The sequence below is a fragment of the Anaerovorax odorimutans genome (assembly GCF_024459955.1).
GTDB classification, from domain to species: domain Bacteria; phylum Bacillota; class Clostridia; order Peptostreptococcales; family Anaerovoracaceae; genus Hominibacterium; species Hominibacterium odorimutans_A.
This window is the reverse complement of record NZ_JANFXK010000001.1, coordinates 338,556-358,725: the sequence shown is the minus strand read 5'-3', so window position 1 is coordinate 358,725 and position 20,170 is coordinate 338,556. Positions and strand designations below refer to the sequence as shown.

General features: G+C 46.9%; 12 protein-coding genes. 8 read left to right on the top strand and 4 right to left on the bottom strand.

The genetic code is table 11. The features are described 5' to 3' along the window. From rpsK to rplQ, 4 genes are read left to right on the top strand one after another with little or no spacing between them, the layout of a single operon-like run. Positions 1-399, top strand: a complete 399-nt coding sequence (rpsK, locus tag NE619_RS01540) for a 30S ribosomal protein S11 (RefSeq protein WP_148396198.1) — start codon at positions 1-3, stop codon at positions 397-399. 22 nt (positions 400-421) lie between these two features. After that, positions 422-1,042 carry a 30S ribosomal protein S4 gene (gene rpsD, locus NE619_RS01535; RefSeq protein WP_256130592.1) on the top strand — a complete coding sequence of 207 codons (621 nt, stop codon included), beginning with the start codon at positions 422-424 and terminating at the stop codon, positions 1,040-1,042. Positions 1,043-1,098: 56 nt separating this feature from the next. Beyond that, a complete protein-coding gene (locus tag NE619_RS01530; protein WP_256130591.1) occupies positions 1,099-2,046 on the top strand; it encodes a DNA-directed RNA polymerase subunit alpha in 948 nt (315 codons plus the stop codon). A gap of 14 nt (positions 2,047-2,060) precedes the next feature. After that, positions 2,061-2,402, top strand: a complete 342-nt coding sequence (rplQ, locus tag NE619_RS01525; protein WP_148396201.1) for a 50S ribosomal protein L17 — start codon at positions 2,061-2,063, stop codon at positions 2,400-2,402. Positions 2,403-2,577: 175 nt separating this feature from the next. Here rplQ and NE619_RS01520 read toward each other — a convergent pair whose 3' ends face one another. From NE619_RS01520 to NE619_RS01505, 4 genes are read right to left on the bottom strand one after another with little or no spacing between them, the layout of a single operon-like run. Further along, the gene (locus tag NE619_RS01520; RefSeq protein ID WP_256130590.1) at positions 2,578-3,144 is read right to left on the bottom strand and encodes a hypothetical protein; all 567 of its coding nucleotides are present in this window, start codon (positions 3,142-3,144) and stop codon (positions 2,578-2,580) included. Between the two features lie 10 nt (positions 3,145-3,154). After that, positions 3,155-3,661, bottom strand: a complete 507-nt coding sequence (locus NE619_RS01515; RefSeq protein ID WP_256130589.1) for a YeeE/YedE thiosulfate transporter family protein — start codon at positions 3,659-3,661, stop codon at positions 3,155-3,157. Between the two features lie 11 nt (positions 3,662-3,672). Next, entirely contained in the window at positions 3,673-3,897 is a 225-nt protein-coding gene (locus tag NE619_RS01510; RefSeq protein WP_256130588.1) for a sulfurtransferase TusA family protein, read from the bottom strand. Between the two features lie 25 nt (positions 3,898-3,922). After that, complete coding sequence (locus tag NE619_RS01505; RefSeq protein WP_256130587.1) at positions 3,923-4,540, bottom strand: YeeE/YedE thiosulfate transporter family protein; 618 nt, start codon at positions 4,538-4,540, stop codon at positions 3,923-3,925. A 267-nt stretch (positions 4,541-4,807) separates the two neighbouring features. Between NE619_RS01505 and NE619_RS01500 the strand changes: the two genes are divergently transcribed. From NE619_RS01500 to NE619_RS01485, 4 genes are all read left to right on the top strand, one after another. Further along, a complete protein-coding gene (locus tag NE619_RS01500; protein ID WP_256130586.1) occupies positions 4,808-10,141 on the top strand; it encodes a fibronectin type III domain-containing protein in 5,334 nt (1,777 codons plus the stop codon). Between the two features lie 231 nt (positions 10,142-10,372). Continuing rightward, on the top strand, positions 10,373-11,758 hold the full coding sequence (gene amrA / locus NE619_RS01495; RefSeq protein WP_256130585.1) for an AmmeMemoRadiSam system protein A: 1,386 nt from the start codon (positions 10,373-10,375) through the stop codon (positions 11,756-11,758). Then, entirely contained in the window at positions 11,755-12,588 is an 834-nt protein-coding gene (amrS, locus tag NE619_RS01490; protein ID WP_256130584.1) for an AmmeMemoRadiSam system radical SAM enzyme, read from the top strand. Before amrA ends, amrS begins: the two co-directional genes overlap by 4 nt. Positions 12,589-12,957: 369 nt before the next feature. Then, entirely contained in the window at positions 12,958-20,154 is a 7,197-nt protein-coding gene (locus tag NE619_RS01485) for an Ig-like domain-containing protein (RefSeq protein ID WP_256130583.1), read from the top strand. The last annotated feature ends 16 nt before the right edge of the window (positions 20,155-20,170 follow it).

Genomic DNA, 20,170 nt, shown 5'->3' with positions numbered 1-20,170 from the left:
ATGGCTAAAACTGTGAAAAAAACAGCTAGAAAAAAGAGAAGAGAACGCAAGAACATTGAAAAAGGCCAAGCACATATTCAGTCTACCTTTAACAACACGCTTGTAACTCTTACAGATCTTGCAGGAAACGCTTTATCCTGGTCCAGTGCCGGTTCACTGGGATTCAAGGGATCGAGAAAATCCACTCCGTTCGCTGCTCAGATGGCTGCTGAGGAAGCTGCCAAAGGCGCAATGGAGCATGGTCTGAAAACCGTTGAAGTGTACGTAAAGGGTCCGGGTTCCGGAAGAGAAGCAGCTATCAGAGCGCTTCAGAGCGCTGGCCTTGAGATCACCATGATCAAGGACATCACTCCGATACCGCACAACGGATGCAGGCCGCCGAAGAGAAGAAGAGTCTAATTGAAGGGAGGAGCAAGGTAGAATGTCAAGATATACAGATGCTAGCTGCAGATTATGCAGAAGAGAAGGACAGAAACTGTTCTTAAAAGGCGACAGATGCTACAGCACAAAGTGCGCCATCGAAAAGAGAAACTTTCCTCCTGGACAGCATGGTCAGGGAAGAAAGAAAGTTTCTGACTATGGACTTCAGTTAAGAGAAAAACAGAAGACTAAGAGATTTTATGGACTGCAGGAAACTCAGTTCAGAAACCTATTTGATAAAGCTGCGAGAAGAAAGGGAATCACAGGTGAAAACCTGCTGATTATGCTGGAATCCAGACTGGACAACGTTGTATTCAGACTGGGATTCGCTTCTTCCAGAAAAGAAGCAAGACAGCTTGTTACACACGGTCACTTTACTGTAAACGGTAAGAAGGTAGACATTCCTTCCTACGAAGTAAAAGCAGGCGACGTGATCAAGGTTAAAGAAAAGAGCACAAGTTCTCCGAAATTCAAGGAGATTAAGGATATGACCATCACTGCCCCGTCATGGCTTGCAGTGGATGTTGAAAAGCTGGAAGGCAAGGTTGTTACGCTGCCGACTAGAGAGGATATCGATACTCCGGTCGCAGAGCACCTGATCGTCGAATTATATTCCAAATAACAGGTTGATTAGCGTTTGTTAGTTGACTGTGATTTGGGAGAAAAGGAGGGTTTTGAGTGATAGAAATCGAAAAACCAACAATTGAATGTGTATTTTCAAACGAAGATCCCAACTACGGGAAGTTCGTTGTAGAGCCTCTGGAAAGAGGTTACGGCACTACGCTGGGAAACAGCCTTAGAAGAATTCTTTTAAGCTCACTGCCAGGAGTAGCTGTCACATCTGTTAAAATCGACGGAATACTTCACGAGTTTTCAACCATTCCAGGAGTCAAAGAAGACGTTACAGAGATTATTTTAAATCTGAAAAAGTTAGCAATTAAATTAAACGGCGAAAATACAAAGAAGGTTCTGATCAATGCCATCGGGCCCAAAGAGGTAACTGCTGCGGATATCATTGGAGATTCCGATCTGGAAATCTGCAACCCGGATCTGCACATCGCTACCTTGGAGGAAAATGCGACGCTCGTTATGGAAATGAATCTGGCCAGGGGCAGAGGTTATGTCTCCGCTGACCAGAACAAAACGGAGAGTACACCGATCGCAGTGATTCCGACGGATTCGATTTATACGCCGGTGCGAAAAGTTAACTTTACTGTTGAAAATACCAGAGTTGGTCAAGTTACTGACTACGATAAGCTTATTTTAGAGATCTGGACAGACGGTTCGATCACACCGAGCGAAGGGGTGTCCATCGGCGCCAAGATCATGCAGGAGCATTTGAACCTGTTCATCGAGCTGACGGACAGCACGGATACGATGGAAATCATGGTCGAAAAGGAAGAAGACCAGAAAGAAAAAGCTCTGGAGATGACCATCGAAGAGCTGGAACTTTCCGTTCGTTCTTTCAACTGCTTGAAGCGTGCGGCCATCAATACTGTCGAAGAACTGACACACCGTTCAGAGGAAGACATGATGAAAGTCAGAAACCTTGGTAAGAAATCTCTAGACGAAGTAAAACATAAACTAGAAGAATTAGGTCTTGGATTAAGACAAAGCGATGAATAAAGGAGGATTTAGCGATGCCAGGATATAGAAAACTAGGCAGACCTACTGCTCATAGAAAAGCAATGCTGAGAAATCTGGTTACGGATCTCCTGAGAGAAGGACGGATTTCCACAACAGAGCACAGAGCGAAGGAAGCCAGACGTCAGGCTGAGAAAATGATCACTCTTGCGAAACGCGGCGATCTCCATGCCAGAAGACAGGTGCTCGCGTACGTTTACGATGAAGACGTGGTTTCAAAGCTGTTCGATGAGATTGCACCGAACTACGCTGACAGAAACGGCGGATATACAAGAATTTTGAAATTAGGACCAAGACGCGGCGATTGCGCGGAAGTCGTATTTTTAGAGTTGGTATAAGCGAAGATCATAAAAAACCGCCTCTTACGGGAGCATTTCCCGGAGAGGCGGTTTTGATTTATTAAAATATTACTGTTTATTCATAATGTCCTTCCGAAACCAGGACGCGTTCGTCCCAGGCTTCCTTTACCAGAACCCGCTGACTTGCAACACGGCAAGTTTTATGCATGCCGCTTCACCCGCCGTGAGCGTCCTTGTGGACTTGAAACTCTCCGGTTGTGTTGAACGTTGCGCCGCAATAGTTGCAGGTTACTATTTTTTTTGTTTCGTAGACAGCGTCATGGTGAACCGTCTTATATACGGGCGGTACCCATTTCCGTTCACTCTTACCCGTGCTGTCAGATGCCGGCGTTTCTTTTGTCTGCTTTTTGGAAGAGTCTGAAACCCGCTTGTCGTCTTTTTTGCTGCTGTCCTGGGTGGCGGTGCTTTCATGACTGCTGCTGTCTTTATTTGCTTTACTTTCCGTATTATCCTGAACTGTTTCGTGCTTATCTTTTTTTTCGCTGCTGCCTTTTGGATCGTCGTCTGCATTGCCTGTGCTTTCCTCAATTGACGCAGAAGGAGCTACGGCCTGTGGTGAAAGCTCTGCAGGAACAAGATGGGTTTTGACAACAGGCAGTCCTGCGCCGGTTAAAAGAAAGCATAGCAGCACGACCGCAATTACGCGCTGTTCCTTTTTATAGGTGTTGATACCGCGTATTATATTCTTGATTTGATTTTTAATCTTTTTCGCTGTTTTCATTTTATATCCTCTACAAAAACTTGTATAAGAGCTTGACACCAACAAATGCTCCGGCAAATAAAAATATCAGAAAAATCCATGCCGAAAGAGACAGAGAAGCCGCGGCTGTGAAAAAGGCACTTATATTGCATCCGCCTGCTGTTCCTGCGCCGTAGCCCATAAGAAGTCCGCCCGCCGCGGCAGCAATGACCTGCTTCGTGGATCTGATCCCTTTAATCTTAAATCGTGCACAGGTGAAAACGGAGATGAGGGCACCCACCAATAAACCAAGGTTGCGAATATTGGGTCCGACAGCAAGCATTGCGTTCTCTTGACATGACAGTCGGTCGCAGGCAGTTCCGGATAAATTTTTCCATATATCCTCAAAATAGAAGAATGCGCCTGTCACCGACCAGCCGGATTCCAGCATGATATAATGAACGATGTTTAAGATCCCCAGAAGTACGGCTCCTGTCAAATAGCTGAACGGACTTGCGATTATTTTTTTGTAGCGTTCGTTTTCATGCAGTTTAACCATGAACTTACCCTTCAATTCTTTTTCAAAACAATATTCCATTGCCCTGCGCAGACTTCTTTGACCTGACAGTCATATCCTTTTTTCTCCGCCCATTCAGGTATATTCCTAATCGCACAGTTGTGATCTACTTCAACGATTAGAATATCTCCTTTTTTTAAGGCTGCGAGTTTCTTTTCTGTTTTCATTAATGGAATCGGACATGCCTCGCCCAAACAATCCAGTCGCTTTTCTTTCATGATGTACCTCCCTGCATAATTGAATTTAAATGCTTTTCTTTGCTTCCCATTTTATTGCTGCCGCATAGAGCAAAAGAACGATTGCGATATTTATAAAAACCCCGAAAAACCATCCGCACTTTTGCGGAAGGAATATGACCGGCGCGTCCACAATGTATAGACTCCATATTTTTTCACGGTGACTGTTTGCGAACACATAACCGATTATGACGCATACAAGCGTTATGATCTGCACCGTATGTCCTTCTGCCAGTCGGATAAACATACCGGAGGCACAGCATCCGGAAATTACCATGCCGATACCAAACATGAATGCTCCCAGCATCAAAGGAATGCTTATGGCCGAAACTCCTAAGAGATCCAGTGTACCCGATGATAAATATTTTATAGCCGTAATTCCCAGGGATGCCGCTAAAATTCCCATCAGAACCGCACGAAACTGAGACGTTGATCCGCTGATAAACGGGTCTCGTGCCGATGCGGTAAAACATATGGACGAACGCTGCATAACATAGCCAAATGCCAATCCTAATACCCAGTACCAGATCAGATCTCCGCCCTGCTTAATCAGCCAGATTCCCAAAACTGCGGCAAGGACCAACAGGATGACGCCAATGCGTATTTGTGAGGATTTTTTGTTCATAAAGTTAACTCCTGTACGATAGTTTTAACATACTCATGATCTCATAGGAAATAGGCAAATACAAGCGATTATGGAAAAGTATAGATATTTCGTATATTAGGTGCTTGTTTTATAGAGGATCACAATTCTGGCGAAAATCGTTTGTGTAGGCAGTTGTGATGGTGCTATCATGAGGTGGAAAAATCGCGGGTGCCGATTTAATGGCTTTTCTGGCGATTTTGGTGGTTTTAAATCTAAAATTGTTGGAATTAAGAGGAGGAGTAAGAGTTGAGAAAGAAACAACTATTGGCAATCGTGCTCAGCATCATAATGGTGCTTTCATGCCCGATTTCCGCATTTGCCACAGACGGAGCATCGTCCGGCGGCAGTGGCCCAACTGCGGTAGAAAAAGCAGCAGCCGAAGAAATTGATGCTTCGGTATGGGTCGCAAAAGATTTTACGTACACAGATTATGAAAAACTATTATACGGCTGCGATTATGCAAGGCAAATTACCATCAAGGGTACGGCAATTTCCGGTTTTTCCGAAACAGGAGAAAAGAAGCTGGAGAAAAATAAAGACCTTGTTTTGCCTGCGGTTGATGATAAAGGAACGGCCGTAGTCGGAGTAGCGGAAAACGCATTCTATGATAAAGGACTTACTTCGGTGAAATTCCCCACCGGAATGATGATCAGCTATGACGATACGGTTACGCATAGAGTGACAAAGCGAGGCAACTTTGTGATTGCGGAAAACGCTTTCGCAAAGAATGAGCTTACTTCTGTCAACCTGCCGGAGGGCGTCATTGCATGCTTGTCATCGGCGTTCAACAATAATAAAATTACGACGGTAAAACTGCCGAAAACAATCTGGTGGCTTGAGACAATGTCCTTTGCCAGCAACCGGATCACAACGGTTAACTTTCCGACAACCTGTGATTTCCAGCTGGAAATGCACGGGATGGCTTTTGCTAAAAATTTTATTAAATCCGTAAGACTGCCGGATTTTACTGAGGTGGTCAACAAGGATACCTTTGTCTGGAACACAGGAAAAGAGGCTCTTGCTGCTGATGCGAAAGCCGCTTATAAAACCTATACGGTAGAGGACAAGACATATGATGCCGGAGTCGTGTATATGTATGCGGATAATGCGGAGCTGGAGCTTAAAGACCGCATCCATCATACAGGAAAGTCCACTGCGTCACAGCAATCAGACGTACAAAAACTGGTTATCAATGAGGGTACGGGAGAGACGCAGAATCCGGATCTGCCATGGAACATTAATGATTTTAATGTGGAAGGCACAGTGGTCAAGGGCCTGTCCGCGTCTGGCGAAGCCAAGAGAGCAACCAATAAGAACCTGGTGATCCCTGACATCAATAAGGACGGGCAATATATTACAGAGATTGCTGCGGCGGAAGGCAGCGGCAATGGTTTGTTCGGCAGCGCAGATGAGGGATTCGACACGGTGAATCTTCCCAATGAACTGACAAAGATCGGTGATTTTGCTTTCCAGAAATGCGGAATCAGTGAAGTTTCCTTTCCGGCTAGACTGGAAAAAATAGGGATAGCAGCCTTCCAGACCAATAACCTTACCAGCGTTATTTTGCCGGATACCGTAACAACTCTGGGTTCGGGCGCCTTCGCTACCAATCCAAAACTTGAACGTATCAGCATTTCCAATGGCCTGACCGAGATCCCGGCATCTGCGTTCGGGTGCAGTGATGCCAAAAACTGGATGGAGGGCCTCACAAGTATCCAAATCCCCGAAGGGATAACTGCCATTGGGAGCCGTGCGTTCGCAGGAAATAATTTTCATGAAATAACCATTCCGGCATCTGTGAAAACCATAGGGACATATGCCTTTTCTACGAAGAATTACCTGAAAGACCCCTGCGTTGTAACATTGAATGAAGGCCTTGAAACCATCGGGGCCGACGCTTTCCGAAATAAATGTATCAGCGACATTGGTATCCCGAAAACTGTAACAAAGATAGACAAAAATACCTTTCGGAAAGAGTACTCCGATAGTACGGAGGCCATTGTTACGAAAGTTTATGTATCCTTAAAATCACAGTATGAGGATAGGACCAATTTCCCCGCTTCCGATTACCATAAACTGTACCTGACCGATACGTCGGAGTGGACAGCAGAGGATTTCCTGTATCAGGAACAGTCCTTCACACTCTGGCCTGCGGATGAATATCAGAGTACGCCTAATTTTACCGCCTGGGTAGTCAAGGGCCTCTCGGAATCCGGCGAGAAAAAGCTTGAATCCAATAAAAATTTAGTGATTCCGGAAAAGGACCCTGACGGGAAAACGGTACAGGGCATCGGCGACAGTGCGTTCAGCAAGAAGGGCGTTACTTCTTTAACCTTACCGGAGGGAGTAAAGACAGATTATGATGACTCGACTTGGGAGACAACCGGAAAAGGGCTCACCAAACGAGGTGATTTCTTCATCGGTGCGAATGCGTTCCAGGGCAACGCCCTCACAACGCTCGACCTTCCGGATGGAGTGATCTATGTGGGCAGTAATGCCTTTAAGAATAATCAGCTTACGGCTGTAAACTTACCCAAATCGCTTATGATGATCGGAAACGGTTCATTTGCGGCAAACAGCATTTCATCACTGATGTTCCCGGAGCAGACAGACTTTAACCTCCAAATTGATAGCATGGCTTTTGCCATCAATAAGATAACCTCTGTCCGGATCCCGTCAAATACAGAGAAACTGATAGGAACAGTATTTTTGAAAAATACCGGGATGGAGCCGGTAACATCAGGAACAAGTGCTGCCGAAAAAGAGAGCGGAATCGTATATATGTACAAGGCGCAGGAGGGCGGCGGCCTGATTGAACATGTGGACGCAGGAAACTCAAAGGTACAGAAACTGATTATCGGCAGCATACCGAATGATCAGGCGCCCTGGAATGAGAAGGATTTTACATACGATCAGGAAGGGACCGCCATTACAGGCCTTTCAGAGGAAGGTCAGAGCAAGATTAAAAAGAACGCGGCTTTGATCCTGCCGAAGCAGGGCCCGGAAGGGAAGACGATCACTGCGCTTGGTGACGGCACAAACGCAAAAGGCATCTTTGTATACACAGAAGGTGATACAAATTATGCACCGGAAAGCATAATCCTGCCATCAACCTTGGAGAAAATCGGCAACTCTGCGTTTGCTTTGAATCCTTCGGCGGGTTACGAGAAAGAGATGACTGCAGTCGTTTTTCCAAAGGGATTGAAAGAGATTGGGCAGACCGCGTTCCAGAACGCAAAGCTCACATCAATTGTAATCCCCGATAGCGTAACTACGATGGGAAGCGAAGCATTTACAGGCTGCGGCGCTCTGACGGAAGTAAAGCTTTCAAAGAATATGGAGGCGATTCCGGATGCTGCGTTCGACGCCGGAACATCCAAGACAATAAAGCTAAAAAACCTGGAAATTCCGGATGGAGTCAAGACAATAGGCAAAAACGCCTTTAGCGGAACACACGTGGAAAAGCTGGCACTTCCAAAAACACTTACAGCAATTGGAAACTATGCGTTCCAGAACCATCAGCTGACAGATCTGGATATTCCTGAGAGCGTCAAAACGATTGGAAAATATGCCTTTAAAATTACCGAAGAAGGACTTACCAATGGACTCACGAGTGTTACTATGCACGAAGGTCTGGAGACAATTGGACAAGAAGCCTTCATGGGAAATAAGCTTACAAGTATTGATCTGCCAGGTACAGTAATTTTGTCCCATGCTAATAAACCTGCCGACTGCATATTCGGTAATGCGAAGACGCCGGCAAGCCCTATTGTGCAGTTGAAAACCTCCAATAAAACGCAGGTTGAAGAGGGAAACACGGAATTTGCCAATTCCTATTCCCATAAAGTTGTATACGACAAGCTGATAGGTACGGGCTGGACAGCAAACGATTTCACTTATGACGAAGAAAGCGGTACGATTACCGGATGGTCCGACAGCGGCAATGCGGCAAGAGCGGGCGTAAAGGCCCTGGTGCTCCCGGATCAAACGCCGTCGGGCAAGGATATCGTCGCTATCGGCGATGAAGCCTTTAAAATTCCTGACGATGAAGTCACAGTTACCAAGTTTGGAATTGAATCACCGGGAGGTATGACCTCGGTGAATCTGCCTGCCAATTTAAAAAAGATTGGAAAATCGTCCTTTGCTCAGAACGCACTTGATACAGTTGATCTGACCGGTCTTACTTCAATCGGCGAGAGCGCTTTTTATGGCAATCAGCTTGCAAAGGCTGAAATCCCGGACACGGTAGTTGATCTGGGAAATGGTGCCTTTTCCAACAACAATATCACCAAGCTTAAGCTTTCGGCGGGTGTTACAAAAATACCGCAGGGCGCGTTCTCTATGAATATCAGACTTGAACAGGTGACCATTCCCAATACCGTCACTGAAATTGGCGCCACCGCGTTTGCCGGAGCAAGGCTGACTTCGCTCAATATCCCATCCTCGGTAGAGAAAATCGGCGAAAAGGCCTTCCACCTGCATCACCTGACAACGCTTACGATCCCCGGAAACGTTAAAGAAATCGGTGCGTCCGCCTTTGAAGGAACTTACAAAGCAACGACCCTTGCAAAGCTCACGATTGGAGAAGGAGTCAGCACTATCGGAAAGTACGCGTTCAAAGAGGCGCTGCTGGAGACCGTTCATTTCCCCAACAGCGTGCAAACAGTAGGAGAGCAGCCCTTCCTCAACAATAAGGGCAAGAACGGAAGCCATGTTGTGGAAGTTACGACAAACAATATCGCGCATACAAAGTTAAAAGACGATACTTATAAAGTCAAGTACCTGGGCGCTCACACCATAAAGAGCAGCAGCGCGGCTGTCTGGGAAAAGGGGAATGCCGGTTTAACCTTCCAGACAAACGCTCTGACGGAACAGCTTGAAAAAGTTGTTGTTAATGGAAAAACGCTGTCCAAGGGCACGGATTATGTTGTGGAAAAAGGAGAATACCTTAGAATCGCGCTGAAACCGGGGTATCTGGAGTCCCTTGCGTACACCCTGAACGCAAAGACCTTTAACGTCGAGATCGTATCGACCTTTGGAACAGCCAAGGCTTCGTTTACTGTAAAGCCGACCATTCGTACCGTATCGTTATCGAAGGCGGCGTATGCCTACAACGGCAAAGTCAAGAAGCCATCCGTAATGGTAAAAGACAATCGGGGCCAGGCCATTTCAAGGTCAAACTATACGGTGACTTACGCAAAAGGCAGAAAAAACGTAGGCACGTATAAAGTTACGGTTAAGTTTAACGGAAGGCCGTACAGCGGAACCGTAAGCCGGACATTCAAAATTAATCCGAAAGCCACAAGCGTAAAACTGAAAAAAGGGAAAAAACAGTTTACGGCTAAGTGGAAGAAGGTTTCGAAACAGGCGACCGGATATCAGATTCAGTATTCAACGAGCAAAAAATTTAAAAGCAAAACCCGGACAATAACCGTAAAAGGATACAAGAAAACTTCGAAAACCATTAAGAAACTCAAGAAGAACCGCAGATACTATGTTAAGGTCAGAACCTATAAAAAAGTGGGAAAAACAAAATACTATTCAAGCTGGTCAAAAGTGAGAAGTATTAAAACAAAGTAAATATTTTCATGCTCCTGCGGCCGTCCTTTGTTATGGCCCATAATCTGGTATGGCTCCACAGCAGGATACAAAACGATCAACTATCATAAAAAGAGGCTTGTCGCATCCGTTTTTTGCTGATGCGGCAAGCCTCTTTGAATTTCTTTAAAAAAGACAGTGGATAAAAATTCATAACCGTTACCTTTATCCAAACGTGCTATAATGAGAAAAAACGGAAAGGAGTTGATCTTCATGTATATTACAGGCGCGTTTATGGTTCCTCACCCGCCGCTGATCGTTCCCGAAATTGGAAAAGGGCAGGAATCGTCTATCAGCGATACGACGCTGGCGTACAAAGCGGTTGCCCAGCAGATCGCCCTGCTGGAGCCGGAAACCATTGTCATTATTTCACCCCACGCCACCATGTATGCCGACTATTTCCACATTTCTCCCGGACAGCAGGCTCACGGAGACTTTGGCCAGTTTCGGGCAAAACAGGTGGCTTTTGACGCAGTATACGACACGGAACTGGTAAAGGAGATATCCGCCGTCTGCAGAGACAGACACTTAATGGCAGGACCGCTGGGGGAGCAGGATGCTTCTTTGGATCACGGCACTATGGTGCCGCTCTATTTCATCGATCAGGTATACCGGGGCTATAAGCTGGTGAGAGTCGGGCTTTCAGGGCTGCCCCTGACCGATCATTATGCCCTGGGACAGGCGATCAGGGAAGCGGCGCAGCGTATGCGGCGACGGACAGTGATTGTTGCCAGCGGAGATTTGTCCCACTGCCTGAAAGAGGAGGGACCTTACGGATATAAAGAAGAAGGTCCGGTTTACGATAAACATATCATGGATGTGATGGGAAGCGGCAACTTCTTCCGTCTCTTTGAATTCACCGACGATTTCAGGAGAAATGCCAGCGAGTGCGGCCATGGGGCCTTTACCATCATGGCCGGAACTTTGGACCGAACGGAAATAGAAGCGCAGCGTCTTTCCTATCAGGATACCTTTGGCGTGGGCTACGGAATCTGCGCCTATCGGGTAATCGGTGAAGACAGCGAGAGGAATTTTAAGGAACAATATGAGGAAAAGGAGAGGCGCCGTCTGAAGGAAAGAAAAGCCGCCGAGGATATCTATGTGCGTCTGGCGAGGGAATCCCTTGAAACCTACGTGACTACAGGAGAGATGCTGTCAATGCCGGAGAATTTGCCGGACGAGCTGACAGGCCGCAGGGCGGGAGCTTTTGTTTCCCTGGAAAAAGACGGCAGGCTGCGGGGCTGCATTGGGACGATTGGCCCGGTGCGGGAAAATCTGGCGGCAGAAATTCTGGAAAACGCGGTCAGCGCGGGAACGAGGGACCCGCGGTTTTCGCCTGTGGGACAGGAGGAACTGACAAAACTGGAATACAGCGTCGATGTGCTGGGAGAGCCGGAGCGCATAGCGTCGGAAGATGAGCTGGACACTGAGAAATACGGCGTCATTGTAACCAAAGGAAGCAAGCGGGGACTGCTGCTTCCCAATCTGGAGGGAATCAACACGCCTCAGGAGCAGATTGCCATTGCCAGACAAAAAGCGGGCATTGGCCCGGATGAACCCGTCAGCCTGGAACGATTTGAAGTGGTGAGACACAAATGAAGACCAGATGCGAAGTCTGCATGCACCGCTGCCTTTTGGAACCGCAGCAGCCGGGAATATGCGGAGCGAGAAAAAACGAGGGCGGAACAATCATCAGCACAAACTACGGCAAGGTAACAGCTCTGGCGCTCGATCCGATTGAAAAGAAACCCTTAAAGCGGTTTTTCCCGGGGAGCGGAATTTTGTCCGTGGGGAGCTATGGCTGTAACCTCAAATGTCCCTTCTGTCAAAACTACCAGATTGCCCAATCCGCATCCTGTGAGGAGGCTTTCGGGATTTATGACATTTCCCCTTTGGAGCTGGTGGAAAAGGCTTTAGAACTGAAATCAGCGGGTAATATCGGCCTGGCATTCACTTACAACGAGCCGCTGATCGGCTTTGAGTTTGTACGGGATACGGCAAGGCTGGCGCAGAGCAGGGGGCTGAAAAACGTCGTGGTTACCAATGGCTCAGTCACGCAAAAGACGGCGGAAGCCGTGCTTCCCTATATCGACGCCATGAATATCGACCTGAAAGGCTTTACGCAGCGGTATTATAAAATGCTGGGCGGCGATCTGGAGACGGTCAAAGCCTTTATCCGGCGGGCTGCCGGCAGCTGCCACGTGGAGCTGACGACTCTGATTGTGCCGGGCGAGAACGACTCGGACCGGGAAATAAGAGAGCTGTCACAGTGGATAGCGGCAATAGATCCGGAAATCCCCCTGCATATTACCCGATTCTTTCCCAACTGGAGGATGCGGGACAGAGGGCCCACGGAAGTAAAACGAATTTACGAACTGGTGGATATCGCCGGACAATATCTAAACTATGTTTTCGCGGGAAACTGCTGATGTACTCGAATTTATTAAAAAGTCAAGGGGCGTTTATTACATGAAAAAGGCTGTTTGATACAGGATGTCAGTGTAACAAATTTCTCGATCTTAAAGAGCCGCAAACCGTTGACAAATCAGGGTTTTGAGGAGTAGTATATTTATACGAACAGAAGGGGATTCCGGGTGAATTACAATTGCGATGCTATTAAAGGGATGAAGATGATAGCGTTTGACGGGCTGTAATTCAATAGACCCTTTTTCGCCGGAGAAAGCTTATATTGAAAACATCTTGCACACTATCACCGCAGATAGTGTGCTTTTTGTGGCGTATCAAGGATCTGATTTTACTTCTTTAATTTTCCGTACCGTCTATGGAGGAGGATACATATGGAATCGAGAAAAAAGACAAGCAGTAAGCTTTTGTCATGGCTCATAGCCATTGCCGTGACATTCACCATGACATTCCCGACCGCCTTTGTCTGGGGAGCGACGGCGCCGGAAGAGCCTGCGCCGGTTGCTGAAACAACAGCTCCGGCAAATGATGCGGATAAAGAAACCGGTGCCAATGAGGAAACGGCTGCGGCAGCAAAGCAGGCAGCGCAGCCTGCGTCCAATGAAAGCAGATCGGAGAAACAAGCCTCAGGAAAAGCGGCTGCCAATGGAGCCGTAAAAATTAACGAATTGTCAGAGATCACAGGTTCAGGTAATTATCAAATTGAAAACAATATCGAGATAACTGTAAATAATGATGATCCGTATTTGACCATTCCCGAGGGATGGGATGTGACTCTGGATTTAAACGGAAAAGAAATCAAGGTTATCAGTCCGCAGTATGGAAGTATTGCTTTTATCAATGAAGGCAAGCTGACCATTAAAGACAGTGGAACAAACGGAGAAATCATAACCGAGACGCTCAGCCTTTTAAAAAATATGAAAAGCGGCAGTGTTATTGTTGACGGAGGAACATTCCGTACTGCGTACACAGGCGGCGCAGTCCTGTTCAATTCCAGCGCGCAAGGTAAACTTACCATAAACGGCGGAACTGTAGACGCTAAGGGATACGGAGTATACAATACTGGAATCTGTACCATTAATGGTGGGAGCTTTCATTCGACTTCTTCCAGTGTGGACAAGCTCCCTAATGCGGATAAAGGATTTTATGCATACTGCATAAGAAACAGCAAGGAAATGACCATTAATAATGCGACTGTTACGGGTATCCAAGGAGCTGTGGCATGTGCGGCCGGAAAGATCGTAATCCGTGACGGCCATTTTTCAGCGGAAAAGGGAAACAATAAATCCTTTTATGCACTGTATGTGGCCGGTGAAGAGGGAGAATCGGCGGGAGAAGTGTACGGAGGAACATTTTACAGTCCAAGGAACGCAGTCCATGTTGGGAATGACAACGCCGGCGGGGACGGAGGAATTCGGACGAAAGCAACCGCAAAGATTTTCGGGGGCACCTTTACCGGAGAACAGGGTGCCATTGAGTACGAAAAACTGACAGGAAAGGATCCCTATATAAAAGCGGGTATATTCAATACAAATCCGATAGAGTACATAGCGAATGATTCCTTTGTCACAAAAACCGATGGAAACTATCAGGTCGCACCGGTTGATATCTCGTGGTATGACGCGGACAAAGAAATTTATACCATTGGCACGGCAGCAGATTTGGCCGGTCTCGCATATCTTACCAATACGGGACTGGGCGATAAGAAAATAGATTTTAAAGGTAAAACGATAAAGCTCGGCAGCGACATTGATCTTACAGGGGTGGACTGGACGCCGATCGGAAGCGGAGCCAGCTCTTCACAGATTTCCGAAGGGACCTATGGAAAGATCAATGTGACTTGCGATAATCCGTTCAGAGGAGTTTTTGATGGGCAAAACCATACAATCAAGAATCTGACTATGGATGGGAAAAATTATGAAACGAAAGAACAGGAGAAGACATCTTATGGAAAATACATTGGACTGTTCACTGCGACTGAAAATGCAGAGATAAGAAACCTCACTCTGGAGGCGGTTCGAATTGACAATGCGGGGGCCTTTGCAGCTCCGGTCGTAAGCTTTGCTGCTTCTACCGTTATGGACAATGTAAAAGTAACTGGAAAGAGCAGTGTTTCCGGTCAAAATGCCGCAGGCTTGGCAGCCTGTCTGATCGATACAAAAGACGGAAAACAATGTGAAATGAAAGACTGTTCCAGCACAGCCGATTTGACGGTTTCTGGAAATACTGCCGGAATTATAGCCGGCGGGCTGATCCAGCAGATTTCCAGTGGATGGGACAGAACTGTAGTGATAGATGGATGTCAATATACGGGATTGATCAATATTGACGCGAAGGGAACTGCATATATTTGGGCAGGAGGACTTTACGGCGGCACATCCTTCGAAGAAGGGGGCTTCACCCTGAAGGTTAAAGATTGCTCCAATAGTGAAAGCAATATTAAGGTTACAAATCAGGGCAGCCTGCCAGGAGCATTTTTTGGAACGACTTCTCAGAAAACCGAAGACAAAGACAGCCTTTCCGGAACAAGAATGGAATTTTTCGGCGGCTTGCTGGGAAGAACGCATTACAATGTGGAGGTGGTGGTTTTTGACCGGGACGGCATTCACGTGGGCGTTTCCGGTCAGTTGGAATACAAGACTGCGGCAGCCGCCATCGGCGATCGCTACTATGTATCGGTAGCGGCAGCTGTTGACGCGGCCAAGGCCGGCGATATCATCGAAATCGCAGAAGGGACCCACTCGGAAGACCTGACGGTCAACAAAGACATTACCCTGCGGGGAAAAGGCGAGGATAAGACGATCCTTAAAGGAAAAATCGATCTCACCGGCGGAACCAGCGCTTTTGAGAATTTAAAAGTAGAAAACCGGGAAAACACGACATATGAAAATGCCTTGATTACCTTAAAAGGAGAGCAGCCATCGACGGCAAGGTTTGAGCATTGTACGATTCACGACAATGAGACCGCTTTCCGCATGGAAAGCAAGGGCTCGGCCCTGACCCTGAAGGACACCGATGTAAAGGGCGAGGATCGTTATGGAATCGGGATCCGAAATGAAGGCCAAACGCTGACCGTTGAAGGCGGAACCATTGAAGGTTGGGGAGCTATTATGACATCGGCAGGCGGGCTTGTAGAGGGAAAGCTGGAAAACAGTAGGGTCAAAATAAAGATCACCGGCGCGACCATAGTTGGAATCGCCCAGGATAACGATGATTATGGAGCAATAACCCTGCAGGAAAATTTCCACAAAGTTCAGCTGGATGTTGAGGATACCATCTTTAACACGGAGAAGAAAGAAGGCCAAACGGGAGCAAAGCAGAGCTGCCTGACGATTCGCTGTTATGACAGTATAATAAATCTTAGCAGATGTACCTTCAACAACAAGCTGGCAGTCAAGCCCGGAGCCGCGCTCATCCATTCGCTGCGCAATACAACGAAAGGCTACGAAGAAAAATTCAATGAAGTCCCGACAAAAATCAATATCGAAAACTGTAAATTTGATTACACGCCTTATAACGCAGAGAAAAACGAAGGCACTTATCCAATTATAAAGCGCGGGGTCGATGTGGTTAAGATTGACGGAACCTCATACAACGTGGTTGACGGCGGAAGCATCAACGATGCCATTCACGCGGCAAAAGACGGCGATACCATCAGGATTCAGGCGGGGACCTACGATGAAAAGGTGAACCCTTTTCCGGAATCCAACCATTCGCAGGAAAAATCCATTTCTCTGATGGGCGCGAACAGCGAAAATGATCCCAATAAAAGCAGCTGGTTTGAAAAAGAGACAATTTTAACCGGCGGAATGTACCTGGGATATGATGACAGCCACACCAGAAATAACAGTATAACCGTGAAGGGGATTACCTTTAGAGGAAACGGACTGACAGTTGCGGACGAGAAGGACGTGACCATTTCAAACAACAAATTCGTAGGTATTCAACCGGCTTCTGACGGTAACGCCAACGCCATTGCCGTGCTGGACCAAGAGCTTTCAGACCTGCGGGGAAATGCCACAATCAGTAATAATCGCATTGAGGGCGTGACGGCCATCCAGGGAAAAGCCGGGATGGGTATTAACCTGCGCAACCCATATAACGCGACAGTGACCAACAACTACATCAAGGATACGGAGCATAACGGAATATTGTTCCAGAAAAACAGCAGTTATGAGAAAAATACGGGCCAGGCAACCATCACAGGGAATATTCTCGTCAATTGGGATTCGAACGATGACAGCACCGGCGGCAGGGCTCTGCGGTTAGATTTCAGGGGCAATAAAGAGGGCGATGACAGCGCCAAATCCATTTCCGTTACCGGAAATATCTTTGATAAGCCGAATATGATATCGAAACATACGGATCCGGATTTTGTAAAAATAACGGGGATTGAAAAGTGCAGCCTGGATTTGACTAAAAATTACTGGAACTCAGCGAAACCGGATTTTAAATCAATTCTTACGGTAACATCGGATGATGGCCAGGTACTGAGCAAGAACGTTTCGCCATTTTATATAGACAAAAGCCTGAGCGAAAGCAGTCTCAGATCCGATATCCGAAGCGTTGATCTGGACAAAATTAAAGCAACGCTTCACAAAGGTGAAACTTTGCAGCTTTCCGCGCTGGTATCGCCAAGCGATGCCTATGATAAATCCGTTGAGTGGACATCCTCGGATAAGTCGATCGCAACAGTAGACGCTAGCGGAATGGTGAAGGCGGTCGCTCCGGGCTCTGCGGAAATTACGGCTGCTGCGGTTAACGGAGAAAAGGATGTCTGCAAAATAAGGGTTATTAATGAAACCGTTGCGGCGAAGATCGGAAGCGAACCTTATGACTCCCTGGAAAGCGCGATTGCGGCAGCGGAAGCCGGGGACACAGTGACAATTGTATCGGATATAACCTTATCGCAGCCAATAACAATCGGTAAGGCGATCACCCTTACCGACGACGGGGATAGGACGATTACCGTGGATTATGAGCCAAAGGATGGGAAGGCGCCGATTCAGACGCCTGTTTCAGGTGTGACAATCAAGGATTTGAATGTTGTTCTGAACTATAATTCCTTTAATATTGTTCATTGCGCGGGACAGGCTATTACACTGCAAAACAATACATTTAAGGCAAAAGGTGTTAATGTCGCCCTGAGAAAACCGTTCAACTCCATTGGCGGCGGTTCAAAATTAATCGGCAATACGGTAATTTCAGGAAATAAAGCGTGGGATGGTGTTCCTGATAAGAACGGGATCCTCTCCGTTCGGACAAAAGATCCCGGGGATGCAAAAGAAGGTGAAATCATCATTAAGGATAATCACTTCGAAAACTTTTACAAAGGAATTTCCCTGGACAACAATGGGGCAAATGTGCCGGTGACTGTTACCAATAATAAATTCCTGAATGTGAATTATGCCTTTGAGATGAGTAAGAATCAGAAAAACGATGGCTATAGCTTTATGGAAAATTATAACGGCGGAGCAGCGCCAAAAGTATTGGATGCGGATTCATCAGCGGAGCTGGCCGGCGCGCCTTCCGTGCTGCCATATTATAAAGACGCAGAACTGACCCAATTGGTGACTGCGATTAAAGCCGTAAAGCTTAACGCTACTAAAATGGATGTGAAACAGGGCAATCAGGCACAGCTGATCGCAGCCGTAATTCCGGAAACGGAAAAAGGTGAATATGATACGGGTATACAATGGTCGGCAGAAGCCGGTAAGGGAGCCTCGGTAGATGAACAGGGCGTTGTCTCCATAGAGGAAGGAGCAGAGATTAATGACAAAGTTGTTGTTACTGCTGCGGCAAAGGGCAATGGCGCTAAGTACGCTACCTGCGAGATCACGATCCTTGCCAAAACGGACGATGGGTCAGCAACCCATATCCAACCGACCGTAAAAGACCAAAGGATCAACAGCGATGATGTGAAAATGGCCATCGGCAATACAGCCAAAGGGCAGGATATCGTAGTCGTAGCACCTGAAGAAGTCCCGGCGCCGATCATTGAACAGGATCTCATTGCGAGCGCAAAAGCAAATGAAAGCAATCTGATTATTGAGACACGGAATAAAAACGACAATTTGAAAGCGACTTTCAGTTTCGATGCGAAAACCATAAAAGATACTTCAATTGCAGTAAAAACCGGAATAACAAAAAAAGAAATCGCAGAGAAGCCCGTCGAACTGGGAAGTGCCGATATAACCGGCATTTCGCTGGAACATGAAGGCGGTTTTCCGGGGCTGGCTGTAATCACAGTCGCATTACCGGATCAGAATATTAATGCCGACAGCGTATATGTCTATCACCTGCAGAAGGATAATTCTTTGAAACTGGTGGATAATGGGGCTTTACCGGTGAAAAAGGACAGCAGCGGCACCAAAACGGTAACCTTTAGGCTGCTTCACGCATCGGATTATGTGTTCAGCAGTGCTCCGATGAAAGCTTCCGCTGCCAAGGCGCTTGTCGAGCAGGAGATTGAAGCAATCAGCAGAACGGATGAGATTTCCTATACCCACCAGTGGGACGCTAAGATTAAGGATGCCAGAGCGGCTTATGACGGATTTAAGGCGCAGTATCCGGACAAAGCAGCTATGCTTGGCTCTGATGAGGTTATTGTTGCCGCAGAGCGTAAATATGAAGCTATGGATGCGCAGGTGGAAGCTTTCAGAAAAAGTCTCAAAGCCTTCGAGGGAGTAAGCGGCGTTCTCAGCCGTTACCAGCAGCAGGATGCCGATAAGCTTAAAGAGGACTACGAAAGACTGGACGCGGATCAAAAGGCTTCATTAAAAGATGTTCAGGATCAGTACAACTATGTGCTGGAACTGGAGGCCGGCAGCAAAGTAGCGGAAAACAGGGTACATGCAAACAGAGTCATCAAAGCGGTAGAACAGCTCCCGATAAACGTCGTTTATTCTGCGGAAGATAAAAAGAAAATTGATGCGGCGCGGAATGTGTATAACAGTGTTGTCAGTGAAACTCCGGGAGCAAAAGCGTTGCTGACAGAAGAGCTGAAAAAAATTGAAGCTGCCGAGGCCGCTTATCGCAGCGCGGAAACGGCTTACAAGACAGCCAGGAGAAATACGTACAGCGGTACAAGAATTTCTCTGGCAGCGGCTCAGTATACCTATGACGGAAGAGCCAAAACGCCGAAAGTAAACGGCCTGTCCGGATTTGTGAAGGGAACCGACTATGTTATATCGTATAAAAACAATGTGAAGACCGGAAAAGCAACGGTAACGGTTACAGCAAAAGGGGATTTTGCCGGACTTCGCACAAAGACCGCGACCTTTAGAATCATTCCGGCCAAAGCGGCTATCAGCAAACTGAAAGGCGGCGCAAAATCATTCAAGGTAACGGTAAAGAGCCAGAAAAATACGGGCGTAACCGGCTACCAGATCGCTTATTCAAAAAAGAAGAACAAAGGATTTAAAAAGGTCAATACAACCAAGACAAGCAAAAAAATCAAAAAGCTGAAGGCCGAACAGAAATATTACGTAAAGGTGCGCGCGTATAAACGGATTGACGGAAAAAACTATTACGGCGCATACAGTAAGGTAAAGCGCATAAAAACAAAATAACTAGTTCCTTGTAATT